This is a genomic window from Streptomyces sp. NPDC005728, from assembly GCF_040630895.1.
Lineage (GTDB): Bacteria > Actinomycetota > Actinomycetes > Streptomycetales > Streptomycetaceae > Streptomyces.
Window position 1 is genome coordinate 1 of the sequence record NZ_JBEXYL010000071.1, and the last position, 19,386, is coordinate 19,386.

Annotated in this window: 16 protein-coding genes; 3 read left to right on the plus strand and 13 right to left on the minus strand. The window is 73.4% G+C overall.

Translation table 11 applies throughout. The annotated features are described in order from the left end of the window. The 3 genes from ABZ471_RS34465 to ABZ471_RS34475 form a co-directional block, all read right to left on the minus strand. The coding region (locus ABZ471_RS34465) for a helix-turn-helix transcriptional regulator (RefSeq protein WP_359072130.1) at positions 1 to 142 on the minus strand (142 nt) is incomplete at its 3' end. A 480-nt stretch (positions 143 to 622) separates the two neighbouring features. Beyond that, entirely contained in the window at positions 623 to 1,093 is a 471-nt protein-coding gene (locus ABZ471_RS34470) for a DUF3017 domain-containing protein (protein WP_359072076.1), read from the minus strand. After that, positions 1,083 to 1,937, minus strand: coding sequence for a bifunctional methylenetetrahydrofolate dehydrogenase/methenyltetrahydrofolate cyclohydrolase (locus ABZ471_RS34475; RefSeq protein ID WP_359072078.1), 855 nt, complete (start codon positions 1,935 to 1,937; stop codon positions 1,083 to 1,085). The genes ABZ471_RS34470 and ABZ471_RS34475 overlap by 11 nt, the downstream gene beginning before the upstream one ends. Before the next feature lie 277 nt (positions 1,938 to 2,214). On the opposite strand from ABZ471_RS34475, the gene ABZ471_RS34480 reads away from it, so the two are divergent. Further along, positions 2,215 to 2,805 (plus strand): RDD family protein, encoded by a 591-nt coding sequence (locus ABZ471_RS34480; RefSeq protein ID WP_359072080.1) that lies wholly within the window; start codon positions 2,215 to 2,217, stop codon positions 2,803 to 2,805. Between the two features lie 82 nt (positions 2,806 to 2,887). On the opposite strand, the gene purH is transcribed toward ABZ471_RS34480, so the two are convergent. Beyond that, positions 2,888 to 4,459, minus strand: coding sequence for a bifunctional phosphoribosylaminoimidazolecarboxamide formyltransferase/IMP cyclohydrolase (gene purH / locus ABZ471_RS34485; RefSeq protein ID WP_359072082.1), 1,572 nt, complete (start codon positions 4,457 to 4,459; stop codon positions 2,888 to 2,890). Continuing rightward, the gene (gene purN, locus ABZ471_RS34490; protein WP_359072083.1) at positions 4,456 to 5,094 is read right to left on the minus strand and encodes a phosphoribosylglycinamide formyltransferase; all 639 of its coding nucleotides are present in this window, start codon (positions 5,092 to 5,094) and stop codon (positions 4,456 to 4,458) included. Before purN ends, purH begins: the two co-directional genes overlap by 4 nt. A 282-nt stretch (positions 5,095 to 5,376) precedes the next feature. On the opposite strand from purN, the gene ABZ471_RS34495 reads away from it, so the two are divergent. Further along, complete coding sequence (locus ABZ471_RS34495; RefSeq protein WP_359072085.1) at positions 5,377 to 6,144, plus strand: hypothetical protein; 768 nt, start codon at positions 5,377 to 5,379, stop codon at positions 6,142 to 6,144. 24 nt (positions 6,145 to 6,168) lie between these two features. Here the strand turns inward: ABZ471_RS34495 and ABZ471_RS34500 are convergent, their stop codons facing one another. After that, positions 6,169 to 8,067 (minus strand): DUF6350 family protein, encoded by a 1,899-nt coding sequence (locus tag ABZ471_RS34500; RefSeq protein ID WP_359072132.1) that lies wholly within the window; start codon positions 8,065 to 8,067, stop codon positions 6,169 to 6,171. 113 nt (positions 8,068 to 8,180) lie between these two features. Here ABZ471_RS34500 and ABZ471_RS34505 point away from each other — a divergent pair, with 113 nt between their 5' ends. After that, complete coding sequence (locus ABZ471_RS34505; protein ID WP_359072087.1) at positions 8,181 to 9,062, plus strand: sigma factor-like helix-turn-helix DNA-binding protein; 882 nt, start codon at positions 8,181 to 8,183, stop codon at positions 9,060 to 9,062. Between the two features lie 109 nt (positions 9,063 to 9,171). Here the strand turns inward: ABZ471_RS34505 and sucD are convergent, their stop codons facing one another. The 7 genes from sucD to ABZ471_RS34540 form a co-directional block, all read right to left on the minus strand. Beyond that, complete coding sequence (sucD, locus tag ABZ471_RS34510) at positions 9,172 to 10,056, minus strand: succinate--CoA ligase subunit alpha (RefSeq protein ID WP_359072088.1); 885 nt, start codon at positions 10,054 to 10,056, stop codon at positions 9,172 to 9,174. Between the two features lie 20 nt (positions 10,057 to 10,076). Continuing rightward, on the minus strand, positions 10,077 to 11,255 hold the full coding sequence (gene sucC, locus ABZ471_RS34515; RefSeq protein WP_359072090.1) for an ADP-forming succinate--CoA ligase subunit beta: 1,179 nt from the start codon (positions 11,253 to 11,255) through the stop codon (positions 10,077 to 10,079). Positions 11,256 to 11,684: 429 nt separating this feature from the next. Next, positions 11,685 to 13,544 carry a hypothetical protein gene (locus tag ABZ471_RS34520; protein ID WP_359072091.1) on the minus strand — a complete coding sequence of 620 codons (1,860 nt, stop codon included), beginning with the start codon at positions 13,542 to 13,544 and terminating at the stop codon, positions 11,685 to 11,687. 139 nt (positions 13,545 to 13,683) lie between these two features. Then, positions 13,684 to 14,445: a hypothetical protein gene (locus ABZ471_RS34525; RefSeq protein ID WP_359072093.1), complete on the minus strand. Its 762-nt coding sequence runs from the start codon at positions 14,443 to 14,445 to the stop codon at positions 13,684 to 13,686. 185 nt (positions 14,446 to 14,630) lie between these two features. Then, entirely contained in the window at positions 14,631 to 15,824 is a 1,194-nt protein-coding gene (locus tag ABZ471_RS34530) for a VWA domain-containing protein (RefSeq protein WP_359072094.1), read from the minus strand. Continuing rightward, entirely contained in the window at positions 15,821 to 18,211 is a 2,391-nt protein-coding gene (locus tag ABZ471_RS34535) for a DUF5682 family protein (protein WP_359072096.1), read from the minus strand. Before ABZ471_RS34535 ends, ABZ471_RS34530 begins: the two co-directional genes overlap by 4 nt. Next, positions 18,208 to 19,338 carry an AAA family ATPase gene (locus ABZ471_RS34540; RefSeq protein ID WP_359072097.1) on the minus strand — a complete coding sequence of 377 codons (1,131 nt, stop codon included), beginning with the start codon at positions 19,336 to 19,338 and terminating at the stop codon, positions 18,208 to 18,210. Before ABZ471_RS34540 ends, ABZ471_RS34535 begins: the two co-directional genes overlap by 4 nt. Between the last annotated feature and the right edge of the window lie 48 nt (positions 19,339 to 19,386).

Here is a 19,386-nt window from a genome sequence, read left to right on the forward strand (position 1 = left end):
CCCAGGACGTCTTGCTGTAGCCGGTCCGGTCGGCCAGCGCCGCGATGCTCAGGCCGCTGCGGTCCACGAGCCGCCGCAACTGGCTCGTGAACTCCTTGATCTGCGGATCCAGCTCATCCGGCAAGGTTTTCCATCGAGGCATTGCTTCCCCCCACTTCCCCGGTTGGTGCCGTCGCTTCCCCGCGCCGTTCCCCCGCACGTGACCTCGCGCCGCCCCGGTCCCCCCGGCGCCCCCTCTGGCTACCCACAGGGATGCGCCGACCGGGGATCCCAGTTCCCGGAGTGGGGGCGCACGGGAGCATCGCCCCGCCGGTTGTGCCCCGGCGCACGCCGAGCGCCCCACACTTCACCGGACCGTCCTGATTGGACACCTTGGACACGTTAACCCCGTTCTACGGAGCCTTCGTGACATATCCCCGAACTGTCAACACATCGACACAACGGGCACACATGTGGCAGAGCGCGGACACGGTAGCGGAACGGTCACTTCCGTGCCACAGCGCACGGACAGCCGTTGAACAGGTGGTTCATGGCAGGGAAGGCTGGATCCCGACGGCGGCTCGTCCTTGCTCGGGGGAGGGGACGAGCCGCCGTTCCCGGGTCATGCGCCGGGCCGGCGGCGCTACTTGGTGACCGTGAAGTGCAACGTGCCCTTCAGGAACGGGATCACCAGCCATGGCCTGGGCTGGGCCATCAACCCCAGCAGGACGATCGACAGGCCGAGGATGCCGTAGGTGGCGATGTCCGTGAAGCGCGAGCGGACGGCGAGCATGCCGACCCGGGGCAGGGTCCAGCGCATCACCGCACCGGCCAGCAGGGCGGCGCCGATCAGCAGGGTGCCGTAACGGAACACGTCGAGCGCGGTCAGCAGCAGGCCGAGCGCGACCGCGGACAGCACGACGAGCAGGGGCCACTGCCGGGCGGGCGCCGGGGCGTCACCGGGGGCGGCCCGGCCGCCGCCCTCGGGGCGGGCGGTGTCCCTGGTGAACCGCGGGAAGCGGCGCGTGGCACGCCGGGAGCGCCCCTCGGCCTCGGGAGTGCTGATCGCGTCGCGTGGGGGCGGCTGCGTGCGGTGGGCGTCCTCAGCCGGCACTGCGCTCCGCCGCCTCGACCACGTTGACCAGCAGCTGCGCCCGGGTCATGGGGCCCACACCGCCCGGGTTCGGGGAGATCCAGCCGGCCACCTCGGCCACGGCCGGGTCGACGTCGCCGACGATCTTGCCCTCGGCGCTGCGGGAGACACCGACGTCCAGCACGGCCGCGCCCGGCTTGACGTCCTCGGGCCGGACCAGGTGGGCGGACCCGGCGGCCGCGATGATGATGTCGGCCTTCCTGAGGTGGGCGGACAGGTCCCGGGTGCCGGTGTGGCACTGGGTCACGGTGGCGTTCTCGCTGCGCCGGGTGAGCAGCAGCGGCATCGGGCGGCCGATGGTCACACCCCGGCCGACGACCACGACCTCGGCGCCCTTGATCTCCACGCCGTAGCGGCGCAGGAGGGTGAGCACGCCGTTGGGGGTGCAGGGCAGCGGCGCCGGCTCGTTCAGCACGAGGCGGCCGAGGTTCATCGGGTGCAGGCCGTCCGCGTCCTTGTCCGGGTCCATCAGCTCCAGGATGCGGTTCTCGTCGATGCCCTTGGGCAGCGGGAGTTGGACGATGTAGCCGGTGCAGGCCGGGTCCTCGTTCAGCTCCCGGACGGCCGCCTCGATCTCCTCCTGGGTGGCCGTGGCCGGCAGCTCGCGCTGGATGGAGGCGATGCCCACCTGCGCGCAGTCGCGGTGCTTGCCGGCGACGTACTTCTGACTGCCGGGGTCGTCCCCGACCAGGATCGTGCCGAGGCCGGGCGTGACGCCCTTCTCCTTCAGCGCCGCCACGCGGGCGGTCAGATCGGACTTGATCGCGGCTGCGGTGGCCTTGCCATCGAGAATCTGGGCGGTCATGACACCATCCTCGCGGATGACCGGCCCCCGGTTCCAATCCGGGTCCCTGCCGCGCCGCACCTGGGGGAAACCCCGGGCCCGGCTCCGGATGTCCGCTCTTGATCGGTGATGTTGCACTTGCACAACGCATTGCGAATCCGGCTGGACAAGAACTCGCCTTTCCTACGACGATGAACGGCGCAGTATCGCGGTCCGGTTGGGGGGCAAACCGCTCAGATCCTGACGTTCCTCCGCTCCTTCCGCGTCGTCCCCGCAGTTTCAACGGAGGAATTCCGCCATGAGTTTCGGCTCGCCCAACTCGCCCTACGGTCAGCCGCAGGACCCCCAGCAGGGCTACGGCTACCCGCAGCAGCCCGGCTACCCCCAGCAGCCCGGCTACCCGCAGGCCCCGCAGGGCGTCCCGCCGCAGCAGGGCTACGGCTACCCGCAGCAGCCGGGTTACCCGGGCTACCCGCAGCAGGGCGGCTACGGCATGCAGCCGACGTACGCGAACTGGGGCCAGCGCTTCCTCGCCCGGCTGCTCGACACCCTGCTCTACGCGGTGCCCTATGCCCTCACGATCGCAGGCGCCAAGAACGCCCCGATCCTCTCGATCATCGGCTTCCTCGCCCTGATCGGCCTGTTCGTCTGGCAGGTGATCATGGAGGGCAAGACCGGCCAGACCGTCGGCAAGAAGGCGCTCGGCATCCGCACGCTCAAGGAAGAGACCGGGCAGCCGCTCGGCGGAGGCATGGCGTTCGTGCGCCAGCTGGCCCACATCCTGGACGGCCTGCCCTGCTACCTCGGCTACCTGTGGCCGGCCTGGGACTCCAAGCGCCAGACGTTCGCCGACAAGGTGTGCGGCTCGATCGTGATCCGCTCGAACTGAGCCGGACCGCACGGCCTGACGGAAGCGGCCTCCGGCCCCCTGCGCGGGGAGCCGGAGGCCGCTTCTCGTTTGCCCTGCGGGCTCAGTGGAAGAAGTGGCGCGTGCCCGTGAAGTACATGGTCACGCCGGCCTTCTTGGCAGCCTCCACGACGAGTTCGTCACGGACCGAGCCGCCCGGCTGGACGATCGCCCGGACGCCGGCCTCGATCAGGATCTCGGGTCCGTCGGGGAAGGGGAAGAAGGCGTCCGAGGCCGCGTAGGAGCCGCCGGCGCGCTCCTCGCCGGCCCGCTCGACCGCGAGCTTGCAGGAGTCGACGCGGTTGACCTGGCCCATGCCGACGCCGACGGAGGCGCCGTCCTTGGCGAGCAGGATCGCGTTGGACTTCACCGCCCGGCACGCCTTCCAGGCGAAGGCCAGGTCCTTCAGCTCCTCCGCGCTCAGCGCCTCGCCGCTGGCCAGGGTCCAGTTGGCCGGGTCGTCGCCGTCGGCCTGGAGCCGGTCGGTCTGCTGCAGCAGCACGCCGCCGTCGATCTGCTTGGCCTCCAGCCGGTTGCACGGGCCGTTCGGGGCCTTCAGTACGCGGATGTTCTTCTTCTTGGTGAGGGCCTCCAGGGCCCCCTCCTCGTAGTCCGGCGCGACGATGACCTCGGTGAAGATCTCCGCGACCTGCTCGGCCATCTCCTTGCTGACCGGACGGTTCACGGCGATGACGCCGCCGAACGCGGACAGCGGGTCGCAGGCGTGCGCCTTGCGGTGCGCCTCGGCGACGTCCGCGCCGACCGCGATTCCGCACGGGTTCGCGTGCTTGATGATCGCGACACAGGGCTCGTCGTGGTCGTACGCGGCACGGCGGGCGGCGTCCGTGTCCGTGTAGTTGTTGTACGACATCTCCTTGCCGTGCAGCTGCTCGGCGTCGGCGAGGCCGCCGCTGCTGCCGTCGACGTAGAGGGCGGCGGGCTGGTGCGGGTTCTCGCCGTAGCGCAGGGTGTGCGCGCGCTCCCAGGTGGCGCCCAGGAAGTCGGGGAAGGGAGACTCGTCGGCGGGGGCGTATCCGGACGCGAACCAGGAGGCCACGGCCACGTCGTAGGCGGCCGTGTGCTGGAAGGCCTCGGCGGCCAGCCGCTTGCGGGTGGCGAGGTCGAAGCCGCCGGCCGCGACGGCGGCGAGGACGTCGCCGTACCGCTCCGGGCTGGTGACCACGGCCACGGAGGGGTGGTTCTTGGCGGCGGCGCGGACCATCGAGGGGCCGCCGATGTCGATCTGCTCCACGCACTCGTCGTCCGAGGCGCCGGAGGCCACGGTCTCCCGGAACGGGTAGAGGTTCACGACGACCAGGTCGAACGGCTCGACGCCCAGCTCGGCGAGCTGCTCGCGGTGGCTGTCGAGGCGCAGGTCGGCGAGGATGCCCGCGTGCACCTTCGGGTGCAGGGTCTTGACCCGGCCGTCCAGGCACTCGGGGAAGCCGGTCAGCTCCTCGACCTTGGTGACGGGGACACCGGCGGCGGCGATACGGCCGGCCGTGGACCCGGTGGAGACGAGCTCGACACCGGCCTCGTGCAGCCCGCGCGCGAGGTCTTCCAGCCCGGTCTTGTCGTAGACGCTGACGAGCGCCCGGCGAATGGGCCGCTTGGTGCTCTCGGCGGTGGCGGTCACTGGATAACTACCTTTCGTCCCTCAATGCGATGGCCGTGCCGGGCGAGCCGCCCCACGACCTCGACGAGCAGCCTTCGCTCGACTTCCTTGATGCGCTCGTGCAGCGCGCTCTCGTCGTCCTCGTCCCGGACCTCCACCACGCCCTGAGCGATGATCGGCCCGGTGTCGACGCCGTCGTCGACGAAGTGGACGGTGCAGCCGGTGACCTTGGCGCCGTACGCGAGCGCGTCGCGCACGCCGTGGGCCCCGGGAAAACTGGGCAGCAGCGCAGGGTGGGTGTTGACGAACCGCCCGCCGAACCGCGCGAGGAATTCCTTCCCGACGATCTTCATGAACCCGGCGGAGACCACCAGGTCGGGCTCGTACGCGGCCACCGCATCGGTGAGGGCCGCGTCCCACTCCTCGCGGGTGGCGAAGTCCTTCACCCGGCACACGAACGACGGCAGCCCGGCCCGCTCCGCGCGGGCGAGCCCCTCGATGCCGTCGCGGTCGGCCCCGACGGCGACGATCCTCGCGCCGTACGACTCGGCTCCGGTGCGCTCGATCTCGTCCAGGAGCGCCTGCAGGTTGGTGCCGGATCCGGAGACCAGCACGACGAGGCGCTTGACCGCTTGGCCAGCGGGGGTGGCGGCCACGGTGGGGCCCTTTCTCGGGGGAGCGTTGTGTCCGGCCGGCGTTTGTACAGTCGTACGAATGCTTCGCGCCCCGGGATACGGGGAAGTCTACGAAGCGGCCGACCGTCAGCAACGATACCGGCACTCTGGGAGGCCCCCACGGGACGGGGGCGTGGCCGGAAGGTAGCGTTCGGGACGAATCACGAAGGAGCAGCCTCGGGAACGCGGTCGCCGTGCGGTGCGTTCACGGGGTGGAAGCTCACATCGGACTGCCGTAGTCACCTAGGGGAAGACGCTCTTTTGATGCCCGATCGCAGCCTGCGACTCCTCACGTTTCCCCCGCGCCCGGCCCAGGGAGGCGAGCGTGGCGCCGTGCTGCTGCGGGAACGCCCGGCCTCGCCGCCCGAGGCGCCCCGGGGTGGGCGGGACGGCGACGGACGCGGTGATGAGCAGCAGGACGACAACCCCTTCGCGCCGCCGCCGGAGGGCAGCCCCGACCGGCCCTGGCAGCCCCGCCACCCCGAGGGCTCCGCGCACTCCGGGGGCGGCTCCTCGTGGGGCAGCCAGTGGAGCGACCGCCAGCCCGGCCGCTCACCCGGCGGCTTCGGCGAGCGTCCCGGCCGCGGCCCCGAGGGCCCGGGTGGCCCGGGTGGCCCGGCAAACATGCGCTGGGACCCGACGGACCCGGGCCAGCGCCGCGCGCGCTACGCCCTGCTGTCCGGCATGTGGTCCGTCTTCTTCGTCCTGTTCGGCTGGCCGTACGTGGCCCTGCTGCTGGGCGCGCTGGCCCTGTACTGGGGCATCAGCGCCCTGCGCGCCAGGCCCCGCACCCCCGACCCGGACACCCCCGCGCCCGCCCAGGGCCCCCGTCCGCAGACCACGGCGGCGATCGGCGGCCTGGTCACGGCCTCCCTGGCGCTTGCCATGGTGGGCACGGTGTTCACGGCACAGCTGGTCTACCGCGACTACTACACCTGCGTCAGCGACGCCCTCACCCACGAGGCCAAGCAGTCCTGCGACCAGCTCCTGCCGAAGGAGCTGCGCGGCGTGCTCGGAGTCGACAACAGCTGAGGGACCGCCTCCCCGGGCACCGGTCTACGGCGTGCCTTCCACGTCGGGTTCTTCCCCCTTCGGACGGTCCGCGTCCGCGGGAGGCGAGGGCTCCGGGAGGGGCGGCCGGTCGGTGTGAGCGGGCGGCTCGGCGTGCGGGACGGGCGCGTCCGCCGAGGCGGCTGCCGGGTCGCGCGGGTCCACGGGCGTGGCGGCATCGCGCAGGGCCGCCCAGCGGGCGGCCCTGGAGAGGTCGTCGTGCCAGGCCGGGGGGAAGGGGTCGGAGGCGGGCAGGACGTCGTACTGGTCGCCCTCGTCGGGCTCGGCACCGAGGAGCGTGTGTTCCCCGCGGTAGCCCGGGCTCTTGGCCGCCTTCCCCGACGTTTCCCCCGTCCCCTTCGCCACCTTCGCCTCCTTCGCCTCCTTCGCCTCCTGCGGCTCCTTCGACGTCTCCTGCGGCTCCTGCGACTCCTGCGTCGTCTCCTTCGCGGCGGCGTTCGGTGAAGCGGTCGAGGTCTCCTCCTTCGCGGCCTTCTCCTCCGCCTTCCCGCTCTCCGTTCGCGGCTTGCTCCCCGGCTCCGTGCCCTGCACCGGCTGCGCGCCCTGCCCAGGGACCGTGCCGTGGGCTCGCCGCCCCCGCAGCCGCCATGCCCGCACCGTCAGCGCCACCGGCGTTCCGACCACCGTCATCCACAGCCAGGTCGCTCCCCCGCTCTGCCACCACACCGGGCCGAAACGGGCCAGCGCGGCCACGCCCAGCGGACCGCCGGCCAGCACCGTCAGGAGGGCGAAGGCCGCCGCGCACACCAGCGCCGCCAGCATGAGCACCCCAGTGGTCAGCACGGCCGACCAGGGCCCCGGCGCCTGATCGGCACCCTCCGCCTTCCCCTGCTCCCCGCGTCTCGCGGCCGCGCGTGCCACGAACCAGGCCACCGTCACCCCGGCCGCCACCGGCACCAGCCCCGCCGCCCAGTTCAGCCGTGTTCCGGCGCCCGCGTCCGGTACCGCGGCGAGCAGCGGGAACGGGGGCAACAGCGGGGCCGGGTCGGAGCCGAGGGGGTTCACCAGGTGCCCGGTGCCGAGGGCGAAGCCGGGGCCGAGGGCGTAGGACGCCGACCACACCGCCGCGTTGGGGATCAGCGCGATCCCGAGGAGCAGGACGGCGAACCGGCCCGTCCAGCCCTCCGTCAGCTGCAGGAAGGAGGCCCGCGCCGCGTCGCCGTGCAGCACCAGCGACACCCCCAGCAGCAGCGCCCCGCCGCCGAAGAGCACCGCCGTCCCGGCTCCGGCGGCCCGTACGGCCGCGCCCAGCCGCACCCCGGCGTCCGCCCCGGACACCAGCCGCCGCACCGGCCCCGGCAGCACCGGCAGCAGGCTCGGCACGGGCTCGCGCGGGTGGCCGCAGGCCGACCACACCCCGGCCGCCGCCGCGCCCGCCGCAACCAGCGGGAGACACACCGTCACCCAGCCCCACACGGGCCGCAGTTCGCTGCCGGAGCAGTACAGGGCGGCCGCACCGCCGACGCCGAGGTAGCCGAGGACCACCCCGGTCCACGCCGTACGCGCCGGGACCGGAGGCGGGCCGTCGGGTTCGGCGGACACGTCCCTCGCGTCCCGCGCCGCCCGGTACAGCAGCCACACCGGCAGCGCGAACAGCAGCAGCGGGGTCACGCCGACCGGCAGGGGTGCGCCGGAGAGTGTGTCGGTGCGGACGAGTTCGACCCCGTGGCCCAGCAGCCACAGCGCGGCGGCGATGTGCAGCGCGCCGGCCGGTCCGCTGTCGGGGTACGGCGAGCTGATCCACAGCGCCAGGACGAGCACGGCGAGCGAGCCGAGCCCGAGCCCGGCGGCGACCGCACCGCCCAGGAGGCTCGCGCCCAGCCCGGGCGAGCGGTCGCGCATGCGGTGCAGCAGGGGCGACAACGACGGTCGGCGAGCGGTCATCAGGGTCACGCCGCCATGCTCCCAACGACACGCGCTTTCCCGTCGTAACAGGCGAACTCCCGAAGTGTCGCTCAATATATGTTTATGTTCTTTTTCGTACAAAGGGGTGTACGGTGACGGAGACTCAGCAGCCGGTGGGGCAAGCCGGCTTCGGCACACAACCGGCCGGACCAGGGGCAGCACCCGCGCCGCCACGGCCCCTGACGCCCGATCAGACCTTCGACGCGCTCTACGCGTTCTGCGTCCCCGCCCTCGTACGGCAGACATACCTGCTCACCGGGCGCCGCGAGCTGGCCCGGGAGGCCGTGGAGCGGGCCTTCCAGCTCGCCTGGCAGCGCTGGCCGGAGGTGGCCCAGGACCGGGACCCGGGCGGATGGGTGCGCGCGATGGCGTACGAGTGCGCCCTCTCCCCCTGGCACCGCTTCCGCCCGCGCTACCGCCAGCCCGAGCCCCCGCCCACCGACCCTGCCGACCGCGCGCTGCTGCACGCCCTGCTGAAGCTCCCGCCGTCGTACCGGCGCACGCTCGTCCTGTACGACGGCGTCGGCCTCGACCTGCCCGAGACCGCGGCCGAGACGGAGGCGAGCACCCCGGCCGCGGCCGGCCGGCTGACCCGGGCCCGGGAGGCCGTGGCCGCACACGTACCGGAACTGGCCGACCCCGCCGAACTGCACCGTCGGCTGCTCGAACTGGCGGCCCGGGAGCGCCTGCACGCCGCCAGGCCGCGCACCGTACGGACGTGCGGCGAGCGCCGGAACGTGTTCTGGACCCGATCGGCCATCGCCTTCACGGTCACGATCATCGGCGCGACGACATTGACCCTGCGGACGGCGCCGACCCACTACGAGCCCCCGCTGGCCCCGGCCCAGGCAGTACAGGGCGTGCCGCCGGCGCCGGCCCTGGGCCCCCTGTCCCAGGCGGAACTGGCCCTGCGCGCGAAACTGCACAGGACGGATGTCGGCGGCCCGGAACGGCTGCGGCCGGCCGCACGCTGACCCACGTGGGTGCGGGGGGTCGTGCAGTCACCCGCCGGTGCAGCGAGCGGAAACGCCGGTGGGCCCGCCCCCGCCAGGGAACGGGCCCACCCACGTGCAACCGGGGAACTCAGGCGCTCAGGATCTCCCGGGCCAGCTTCGCGGTCTCGGTCGGGGTCTTGCCGACCTTGACGCCCGCGGCCTCGAGAGCCTCCTTCTTCGCCTGGGCGGTGCCGGACGAACCGGAGACGATGGCACCGGCGTGGCCCATCGTCTTGCCCTCGGGCGCGGTGAAGCCCGCGACGTAGCCGACGACCGGCTTCTTCACGTTCTCCTTGATGAAGGCCGCGGCCCGCTCCTCGGCGTCGCCGCCGATCTCACCGATCATCACGATCAGGTCGGTGTCGGGGTCGGCCTCGAACGCGGCGAGCGCGTCGATGTGCGTGGTGCCGATGATCGGGTCACCACCGATGCCGACGGCCGAGGAGAAGCCGATGTCACGCAGCTCGTACATCATCTGGTACGTCAGCGTGCCGGACTTCGAGACCAGGCCGATGCGGCCCGGCTTGGTGATGTCGCCCGGGATGATGCCGGCGTTCGACTGGCCCGGGGTGATGAGACCGGGGCAGTTCGGGCCGATGATCCGCGTCTTGTTGCCCTTGGACACGGCGTACGCGTAGAACGCGGCCGAGTCGTGGACCGCGATGCCCTCGGTGATGACGACCGCGAGCGGGATCTCGGCGTCGATCGCCTCGACCACGGCGGCCTTGGCGAAGGCCGGCGGCACGAAGAGGACGGACACGTTCGCGCCCGTCTTCTCGATCGCCTCGGCGACCGTGCCGAAGACCGGGATCTCGGTGCCGTCGACGTCAACGGTGGTGCCCGCCTTGCGCGGGTTCACGCCACCGACGATGTTCGTGCCGTCGGCGAGCATGAGCTTGGTGTGCTTCATGCCCGTGGAGCCGGTCATGCCCTGGACGATGACCTTGGAGTCCTTGTTGAGGAAGATAGCCATGGCTGTGTGTCCCTCGTCCCTTACTTCGCAGCCGCGAGCTCGGCGGCCTTGTCGGCCGCGCCGTCCATGGTGTCCACGCGCTGGACCAGCGGGTGGTTGGCGTCGGAGAGGATCTGACGACCCAGCTCGGCGTTGTTGCCGTCCAGACGGACGACGAGCGGCTTGGTGACGTCCTCGCCGCGGTCCGCCAGGAGCTTCAGCGCCTGGACGATGCCGTTGGCGACCTCGTCGCACGCGGTGATGCCGCCGAAGACGTTGACGAAGACGGACTTGACGTCCGGGTCGCCGAGGATGATCTCCAGGCCGTTCGCCATCACGGCCGCGGAGGCGCCGCCGCCGATGTCGAGGAAGTTGGCGGGCTTGACGCCACCGTGCGCCTCACCGGCGTACGCGACGACGTCCAGGGTGCTCATGACGAGACCCGCGCCGTTGCCGATGATGCCGACCTCGCCGTCGAGCTTGACGTAGTTGAGGTTCTTCGCCTTGGCGGCGGCCTCGAGCGGGTTGGCCGACTCCTTGTCCTGGAGAGCCTCGTGCTCCGGCTGGCGGAACTCGGCGTTCTCGTCCAGCGAGACCTTGCCGTCCAGGGCGATGACGTCACCGGAGGCGACCTTGGCCAGCGGGTTGACCTCGACGAGGAGCGCGTCCTCTTCGATGAAGGTCTTCCACAGCGTGACGAGGACGTTCGCGACCTTGTCGGCGACCTCGGCCGGGAACTTGGCGGCCGCGACGATCTCGCGGGCCTTCTCCTCGGTGACACCCTCGTTGGCGTCGATCGGCGTCTTGGCGACGGCCTCCGGACGGGTGGCCGCCACCTCCTCGATCTCCATGCCGCCTTCGACGGACGCGATGGAGAGGAAGGTGCGGTTGGCACGGTCGAGGAGGAAGGAGACGTAGTACTCCTCCAGGATCTCCGGGGCCGTCTCGGCGATCATCACCTTGTGGACCGTGTGGCCCTTGATGTCCATGCCGAGGATGTCCGTCGCACGGGCGACGGCCTCGTCCGGGGTGGCGGCGAGCTTCACGCCACCGGCCTTGCCACGGCCGCCGACCTTCACCTGGGCCTTGACGACAGACTTGCCACCGAGGCGCTCGGTGGCTGCGCGGGCCGCCTCAGGCGTGTCGATGACTTCACCGGCCAGCACCGGTACATCGTGCTTGGCGAAGAGGTCCCTCGCCTGGTACTCGAACAGGTCCACGCGCTTCCGTCCCTATCAGTGATCTCGCGGTTCGTTGGATGCGTGGGCGTGCCGCGAAGGGCAACGTGACGTCCGCTTGTCACTAGGGGGGCGCACACGGTGTCCGAGCGCGCGGCATGTCCGTCTCGCAGGTTATCTCTGCTTGCGGGAGGGCCCTAAATCGCGGGTCACACCTGAGCGGTGATACCTGTCACATGATGCCGGGGTTCCTGGCACAGCGTGCCGCGATCGGGGTGATGTGCGAGGCCTCACCGGGCTGGGGTTGACCCGGTGAGGCCTCTGGGCGGGCCCCGAGGGGCCCGGGGCGGTTGATCCCCACCCCAATGGGGACCACCCGCCCCGTCCCGCGGGGGTACGGCCGGACCGACCGACGGCGTTCGGCCGTCCGGGTCCGCTCGCCCCCGCGGAGCGGGTGCTGAGCGCTCAGCCCTACTGCACGCCGTGGGTGTACGCCAGGTCCTGGACGTAACCCGGGGTGAGGGATCGGCCGACGCCGTCGGCTCCGGCCACGGCGTGCCCGGCCAGCGGACCGCCGGTGGCCTGCACGGTCCCGCCGAGGTCCTGCACGAACGGCCCGGCCTGCCGCGTGAGGGGCGCGGTCTCGCCGACGACCCCGCCCGCGAAGGGTCCGGCCTCGCCGGTGACCCCGTACGCCAGCCCGCTCGCGCTGCCGCCGACCCCGTCCACGACCGGCCGCACGGTCCCGGTGATCGTGTCGGTGATCGTGTCCACGAATGGCCGCACGGCACCGGTGGCTCCGGCCGCGAACGGCGGCACCTGCCCGGTCACGCCCTCCGCGAAGGCGCCGGCCTGCCCGGTGACCCCATGGGCGAGCGGCGGTACGGCGCCCACGACGCCGCCGGCGAAGGGCCGCACGTCACCGCCCACGCCGTACACGAGCGTCCCCGCGTCCGCCACGGCCTGCCCGGCGACCGGCACGACCCCGTGCACAGCCGTCCCGGCCACGGGCGGCAGCACGGTGTCCACGGCGTCGTGGGCGACCTGCCCGGTCAGCCCGGTGGCGTAGGGCGGCACGTCCGCGACCACCCCGCCGGCGAGGGGCAGCGCGTCACCGAGGGCGGTGGCGGCGACGCCGTGCACGTCTCCCCCGGCCGTCCAGCCGACACCCTGCACGTCTCCCACCGCGCCCGTGGCGACCCCGTGCACATCGGCCACGGCGTCCGTGGCGACCCCGTGCACGCCGGCCACGGCGTGCCAGGCCGTGCCCCGGACGCCCGCGACCGCGTACCCGGCGGTGGGCACCACGCCTGTCACCGCGCCCGTGGCCGTGCCCTGCACGCCCGTGACCGCGTACCCCGCGGTCGGCAGTACGCCCGCCACGGCCTCGTGGGCGACCGGCAGCACCCCGGCCACGGCGGCGGACGCCACCGGCGGGACCGCCGCGGCGGTCGTCTCGTCCACGACGGGTGTGACGGTGCCCGGCACGGCCCGCACCGTGCCGACGACCCGCTGCTCCGCACCTGTGACCGTGCCGGTGACATGCGCGGGAACCGAGGCGACGGTGGCCTCGGCGGCGCCGGTCGCCCGGGCCGCCTCGCCCTGCGCGAGGGAGGCCGCACCGGCGGTCCGGCCCTGCGCCCCGGCCGCGGTCTGCTGTGCCGTCGTCCGTACGGCTCCCTCGACGCCCTCGGCCCGCAGGCGCGCGGCCGGCCGGACGGCCTGGAGCTTGGTCTGTGCGGCGGCCAGGGCCTCCTCCACCTCGGGGGCGAAGGAGGAGAGCGGGCCGAAGAGGTAGTCGATCCCGCCCTGGGGGGAGGGCACAGAGGGTGTGGCGGGAGCGGTGAGGTGGGCGGCGGTGTGGTGGGCGGCCGCGTGGGCCGCCGCGGCCGCGTCGGTGGTGGTCCGGCCGGCGGCCCGGGCGGCCGCTGCCTGCGTCTGCTGTGCCTGCGCCTCGGTCTGCGCCCGGGCCGCCCGGGCGCCCTTGATGGCCTGGCCGCCCCGGATCTTCGCGGCGGCCGGAGCCTTCGCGTCGACGTGGCGGCGGGCCTGGTCGGCCGTTGCGGTGACGGTCCGGGTCTGCTGCTGAGCCTGGGCCGTGGTGCCCGAGACGGCCGCGCCGGCCGTGCCGGTCACGTCGGAGACGGTGTCGTGGACGTCGGTGAGGACGCCGCCGACGGTGTCGGCGAGGGTGCCGGCGGTGCTGTCGGTGTCCGGTACGGAGACCGCCGGGGTGGACAGCTCGTCGGCGCTGGCCGCGGCCGAGCCGAGTGCCCAGGCGCCGGTGACACCGGCGGCCACCACGATCGAGCGGCGGATGTTCTTGTTCATGTGTGCGTCAAGTCCTTCGGAAACGGCTAGGGAGGTTCCGTCGGGAGCGCGCCGGAGAGGCCGGCGGGGTCCGGCGGAGCGGGCAGACCTGTTCCGCCCCCGCGCGGCAGGTCCGTGGCGGGGAGGTCGGCCCTGTGGCCTAGCCGGGGAAGACCGGGATGTCCCGGTGCCGCTCCCGGGTCCCGGGCGCGTCGACGCGCGCGGCGGTGCCGGGCAGGAGCCTCAGGGGCGCCCGCCCGTCAGGGGTGACGGCATGGGCGTCACCGTGGCGGGATGCGGAGCCGTCGGCGGCCTGCTTGCCGAGCGCGCCGTCCGGGTCCCCGGTGGGCGCCTGCTGGGCGGGGGCGCCGACGGGCGCGGAAGCACCGTGTGCGGAGATGTGCGCCACGGCCGGGCGGGAGTGAGCGGGGACCACGAAGTCCGGTCCGTACGCGGCCGAAGACCGCGCGGGTACGGCGGTACGGGCTTCCGCTCGGGCCCGGTCGCCGTGGCCCGCCGCCGGTCCCTGCACCGGTGCCGCGCTGCCGTGCCGGTCCTGCCCGGGTGCCGGGGTGCCCGGCGTGGGCAACGGATGCACGGGCAGCTCAGCGGCTCCGGGGAGTTCCGGCAACGGCACGGAGGGCGCGGCGGGCAGCGTCGGGAACTTCGGGGCCTCGGCCCGCGTCTCCCCGAGGGCGTCGGAGGCCGTCTGCACGACGTCCCCGACGGGGGTGACGACCCGTTCGGTGACGGTTGGTACCCCGTTGCCCTGCGTGGCCGCCGGGCCCGGCGAGATCACCGGTGCCACCGGCGTCCCCTCGGCCGCGTGGGCCTGCTCCCCGCAGAGGAACCCGAGCACGAACAACCCGCCGACCAGCAGGGCCAGTTGCAGCGCACGTCGTCCGGCCGCCGTACGCAGCACGCGCACAGCGGTACCCAACGGAGCGGCTGACAGCATCAAGAAGAGAAGACTTCCTCGGGTCGGCACGGCGGAGACGTGAGCCGGGGCGGGGACAAGGGCGGGGCTTCGATCCTCGCACGGTCGGCCCGAGGTAGCGCAACCCCCCTGTTACCGATGGGTAGTCATGTCCCTTTTCCGGCCCTGCGTCACACGGTGTCCGGTATCGGCAGCGGCCGCTTCTCGATCGCCGCCGCCATCACCTCCGGGAACAGGTCGGGCGTGCAGGCGAAGGCCGGTGCGCCGAGCGCCGCGAGCACCGCCGCGTGCTCACGGTCGTATGCGGGCGCTCCCTCGTCCGACAGCGCGAGCAGCGTCACGAACTGCACCCCGGACGCCTTCATCGCTGCGACCCGCTTGAGCATCTCGTTGCGTATGCCGCCCTCGTACAGGTCGCTGATCAGCACGACCACCGTCTCGGCGGGTCGGGTGATCTGCGACTGGCAGTAGGCGAGGGCCCGGTTGATGTCCGTGCCGCCGCCGAGCTGGGTGCCGAAGAGGACGTCGACGGGGTCGTCCAGCTGGTCGGTGAGGTCCACGACCGCGGTGTCGAAGACGACCAGCCGGGTGCTGATGGACCGCATGGAGGCGAGCACCGCCCCGAACACGGACGCGTAGACCACGGACGCCGCCATCGAACCGGACTGGTCGATGCAGAGGATGACCTCCTTCTTCGCGGACTGCGCCGCCCGCCCGTACCCGATGAGCCGTTCCGGCACGATCGTGCGTTGCTCGGGCAGGTAGTGCTTGAGGTTGGCCGCGATGGTGCGGTTCCAGTCGATGTCGTGGTGGCGCGGCCGGCTGACGCGCGCGCTGCGGTCCAGGGCGCCGGTGAGGGTGGCCCGGGTGCGGGTGGCGAGCCGCTTCTCCAGGTCCTCGACCACCTTGCGCACGACCGCCCGTGCCGTCTCCTTCGTCGTCTCCGGCATCGCCTTGTTGAGCGAGAGCAGCGTGCCGACCAGGTGGACGTCGGCCTCCACCGCCTCCAGCATCTCCGGTTCCAGCAGCAGCGAGGCCAGCCCGAGCCGGTCGATGGCGTCGCGCTGCATGACCTGGACGACGGAGGAGGGGAAGTAGGTGCGGATGTCCCCGAGCCAGCGCGCCACCGACGGCGCCGACACCCCGAGCCCCGCCGAACGGTCCCGTCCGGTCTGCGGTTTGTCCCTCTTGCCGTACAGCGCCGCGAGGGTACCGTCCATCGCCGCGTCCCGGCCGGACAGGGCGCATCCGGTGCCGTCGGCCTGGTCGCCGCCGAGCACCAGCCGCCAGCGCCGCAGCCGCTCTTGTGCGGGGTCGGCGGGACCGGCGACGGCGGTCTCGGCCGGCATCCGTTTGGTTGTCATGTGCCCACCCCCGCAAGGCTGTTGTCGTGAGGTATCTCGCGCTCCTGCCCCTCGTCCAGGCCGAGCAGCAGCCGCAGCACCGGCAGCACGGCGTCCGCGCGCTCGGTGTCCGGTTCCGCGGCGAAGCCGGGCAGTCCTGCCGCCGGGCCGGCCGGGCCGCTGTTGTCTCCGGGCCCGCGCCGCACGAGTTCGCCGAGAGTTCTGCGCACCCCGGGCTCGTACGCCGAGAACGTGCGCCGCAGCAGCGGCAGTACGTCGGTGAACGCCTCCGCCGGGACCCCGGTCAGCCAGGCGTCGACCAGGCCGAGCAGCCGCTCGTCGTGCACCAGCAGCATGCCGCCCCCGCCGCCGACGAAGCCCTCGATCCAGGCGGCCGCGTCGGCGGGTGGTGTGCCCGCAGAGAGCACCAGGCCCATCAGCCGGGCCGCCTCCTCGGGCCCCAGCTCGCCGTCGTCCAGCAGCAACCGAACGGCCCGCCCCCGTACGACACCGGGCACGGTGTCCCGCAGGGCCAGGGTCCGCAGCACGGAGCGCCAGCGGCCGCGCAGGTCTCCGTGGCGGGTGTCCGGCGTGCCGGTGAGGGTCTCCGCCAGGAGCCCCACGGCGCCGTGCACGGTGTCGACATGGCCGCGCATCTCCTCCGCCGCGTCCGTGTCCAGGGCGGCGCAGGCCGGAGGGAGTCCGACGAAGACCCGCTCCGCCAGGCCCGCGGCGACACCGGCCAGGGCTGCGGTGCCGGTGCCGCGCACGTCGCCGTAGCGCAGGGAGCGGACCAGGGCCGGCAGCGCCTGGGCGAGATGGCCGACGTCTGTGTCCAGGGCCGCCCGGTCGGCGAGCACCCTCATCACCACGGGCAGCGCGTCCGGCAGCCCGGCGAGCAGACAGTGCTCGGCGAGCGCGGTGACCTCGGCGAGGGCGCCCGCGGTGGTCGCCTCCGCCTCCGCCTTGGCCGTGGCCGCAGCGAGCACGGTCGTCCCCCACACCCCCGCCTCGGCGAGCCGCACCGACAGCTCCGGTTCCCAGCGCAGCCGCCAGGTCTCCCGGAAGGTGCCCGTGCTCCCCCGCGACTCGGCCGGCTCGCCCCAGCCGACGCCGAGCAGCCGCAGCCGGTGCAGCAGCCTGCTGCGGCCGGCGTCGGTCTCCTTGCGCAGGTCCAGCTCCAGCTCGCGCTCCAGCGCCTCCGGCTTGAGCCGCAGCCGACGCTGCTCCCGGGCCAGGTCGCGCTGCAACGGCACCGCCGGCGCCGCCTCCGGGACCTCCCCCAGCACGTCCCCGACCACCAGCCGGTCGTGCACCAGCGCCAGCGGTACGTCCGAGCCGTCGCACATCACCGCCCGCACGGCGTCGGTGGTCTCGCTCAGGCCGGGCAGCGGCCGGCCGCGCATGGCCGCGAGGGTCCCGGCGAGCCGTACCGCCTCGATGACATGCGCGGAGGAGACGATCCGGTCCTCCGCGCGCAGCAGCCCCGCCACCTTGGTCAGCCACCGCTCGACCGGCCGGTCCTGCGCCCGGAACAGATGGCCGTACCAGCCCGGCGAGTCGATCCCCGCGCCGTACCCGCTCGACCTGGCCAGCCTGCGGTGCGTCCACGGCACCCAGGTCAGGTCGGCCTTGGTCCTGGGCAGCCCCTTCAGTAGTGCCCGGTCGGCGGTGACGGCGGTCTTCTCCCGCAGCGCGGGCACGTGCCACGCCCCGCACACGACGGCCACCCCATCCCCGAACTCCTTGCGCGCTGCGCGCACCTGGAGCCGCATATGGGCCTCCCGCACCAGGTCGCGGGGCCGCCCGCCGACGCCGTACCGCTCCCGCAGCGCCGTCATGGCCTCCTCCAGCGCGGCGAACGGCGCGAAGGGGTCCCGCTGCCCCGGGCCCCGGTGCTCGACGACGTCCTCCCACCAGCGCTCGGGGTCGTCGTATCCGGCGGTCTCGGCGAGCACGGCGAGGGGGTCCACCTGCAGGCCCCGCACAGCACCCGACTCGTCCTCGGTGCCCGTTTCGGACGGCGCCTCCGCCTCGGTGTCCCAGGCCAGCGTGTGCGTGGCGGGCAGGTCGATGAAGCGGGCCGGGGCACCCTGTTCGAGGGCCCAGCGGAGCGCCACCCACTCGGGGCTGAACTCGGCCAGCGGCCAGAACGCCGAGCGGCCGGGCTCGTCCAGGGCATGGGCGAGCAGCGCGACCGGGGGCCGCATGTCCGGGTCGGCGGCCAACGGGACCAGCACGTCGGCCTCGGGCGGCCCCTCGATCAGTACGACGCCGGGCCGCGCGGCGTCCAGGGCGGCCCGCACCGCGCGCGCGGAGCCGGGCCCGTGGTGGCGCACGCCGAGCAGCAGCGGCCCGATCGCCCGGGCCCTGTGCCGCGTGGGGTCGTGCGTGGAGTCGTCGCTCACACGCTCACCTCCCGGCAGGCCCGGTAGAAGTCCTTCCAGCCGTCGCGCTCGCGGACGACCGTCTCCAGGTACTCCTGCCAGATCACCCGGTCGGCCGCGGGGTCGCGGACGACGGCGCCGAGGATGCCCGCGGCGACGTCGCCCGAGCGCAGCACGCCGTCGCCGAAATGGGCCGCGAGAGCCAGGCCGCCCGTGACGACGGAGATCGCCTCGGCGGTGGACAGCGTGCCGCTCGGCGACTTCAGCTTCGTGCGGCCGTCGGCGGTCATGCCGTCGCGCAGCTCGCGGAAGACCGTCACGACCCGGCGGATCTCGTCGATGCCGTCGGGCACGGCCGGCAGGTCGAGGGAGCGGCCGATCTGCTCGACACGGCGCGTGACGATGTCGACCTCGGCGTCCGCGCTCTCCGGAAGCGGCAGCACCACGGTGTTGAAGCGGCGGCGCAGCGCGCTGGAGAGGTCGTTGACCCCGCGGTCGCGGTCGTTGGCGGTGGCGATGAGGTTGAAGCCGCGGACGGCCTGCACCTCCTGGCCCAGCTCGGGGATCGGCAGGGTCTTCTCGGACAGGATCGTGATCAGCGTGTCCTGCACGTCGGCCGGGATGCGGGTCAGCTCCTCCACCCGGGCCGTCATGCCCTCGGCCATGGCCCGCATGACGGGGCCGGGCACGAGGGCGTCACGGCTGGGGCCGTGCGCGAGCAGCTGCGCGTAGTTCCAGCCGTACCGGATCGCCTCCTCCGGCGTGCCCGCCGTGCCCTGCACCAGCAGGGTCGAGTCGCCGCTCACGGCTGCCGCCAGGTGCTCCGACACCCAGGTCTTGGCCGTGCCGGGTACCCCGAGCAGCAACAGGGCGCGGTCGGTGGCGAGCGTGGTGACGGCGACCTCGACGATGCGGCGCGGGCCCACGTACTTCGGCGAGATCACCGTGCCGTCCGGCAGGGTGTCGCCGAGCAGGTAGGTCGCCACCGCCCACGGCGACAGTTTCCAGCGCTCCGGACGCGGGCGGTCGTCCTGGGCGGCCAGCGCGGCGAGTTCGGCCGCGAAGGCATGCTCGGCATGCGGTCGCAGCGCCTGCGAATCCTTGCTCCCGCTCGCTTCGACGGACGTCGGTTCCACGGACACAGTCATGGCTGAGGCCCCCTCCAGCTCGGCCGGTTCGGATCTGGCACCAACCGT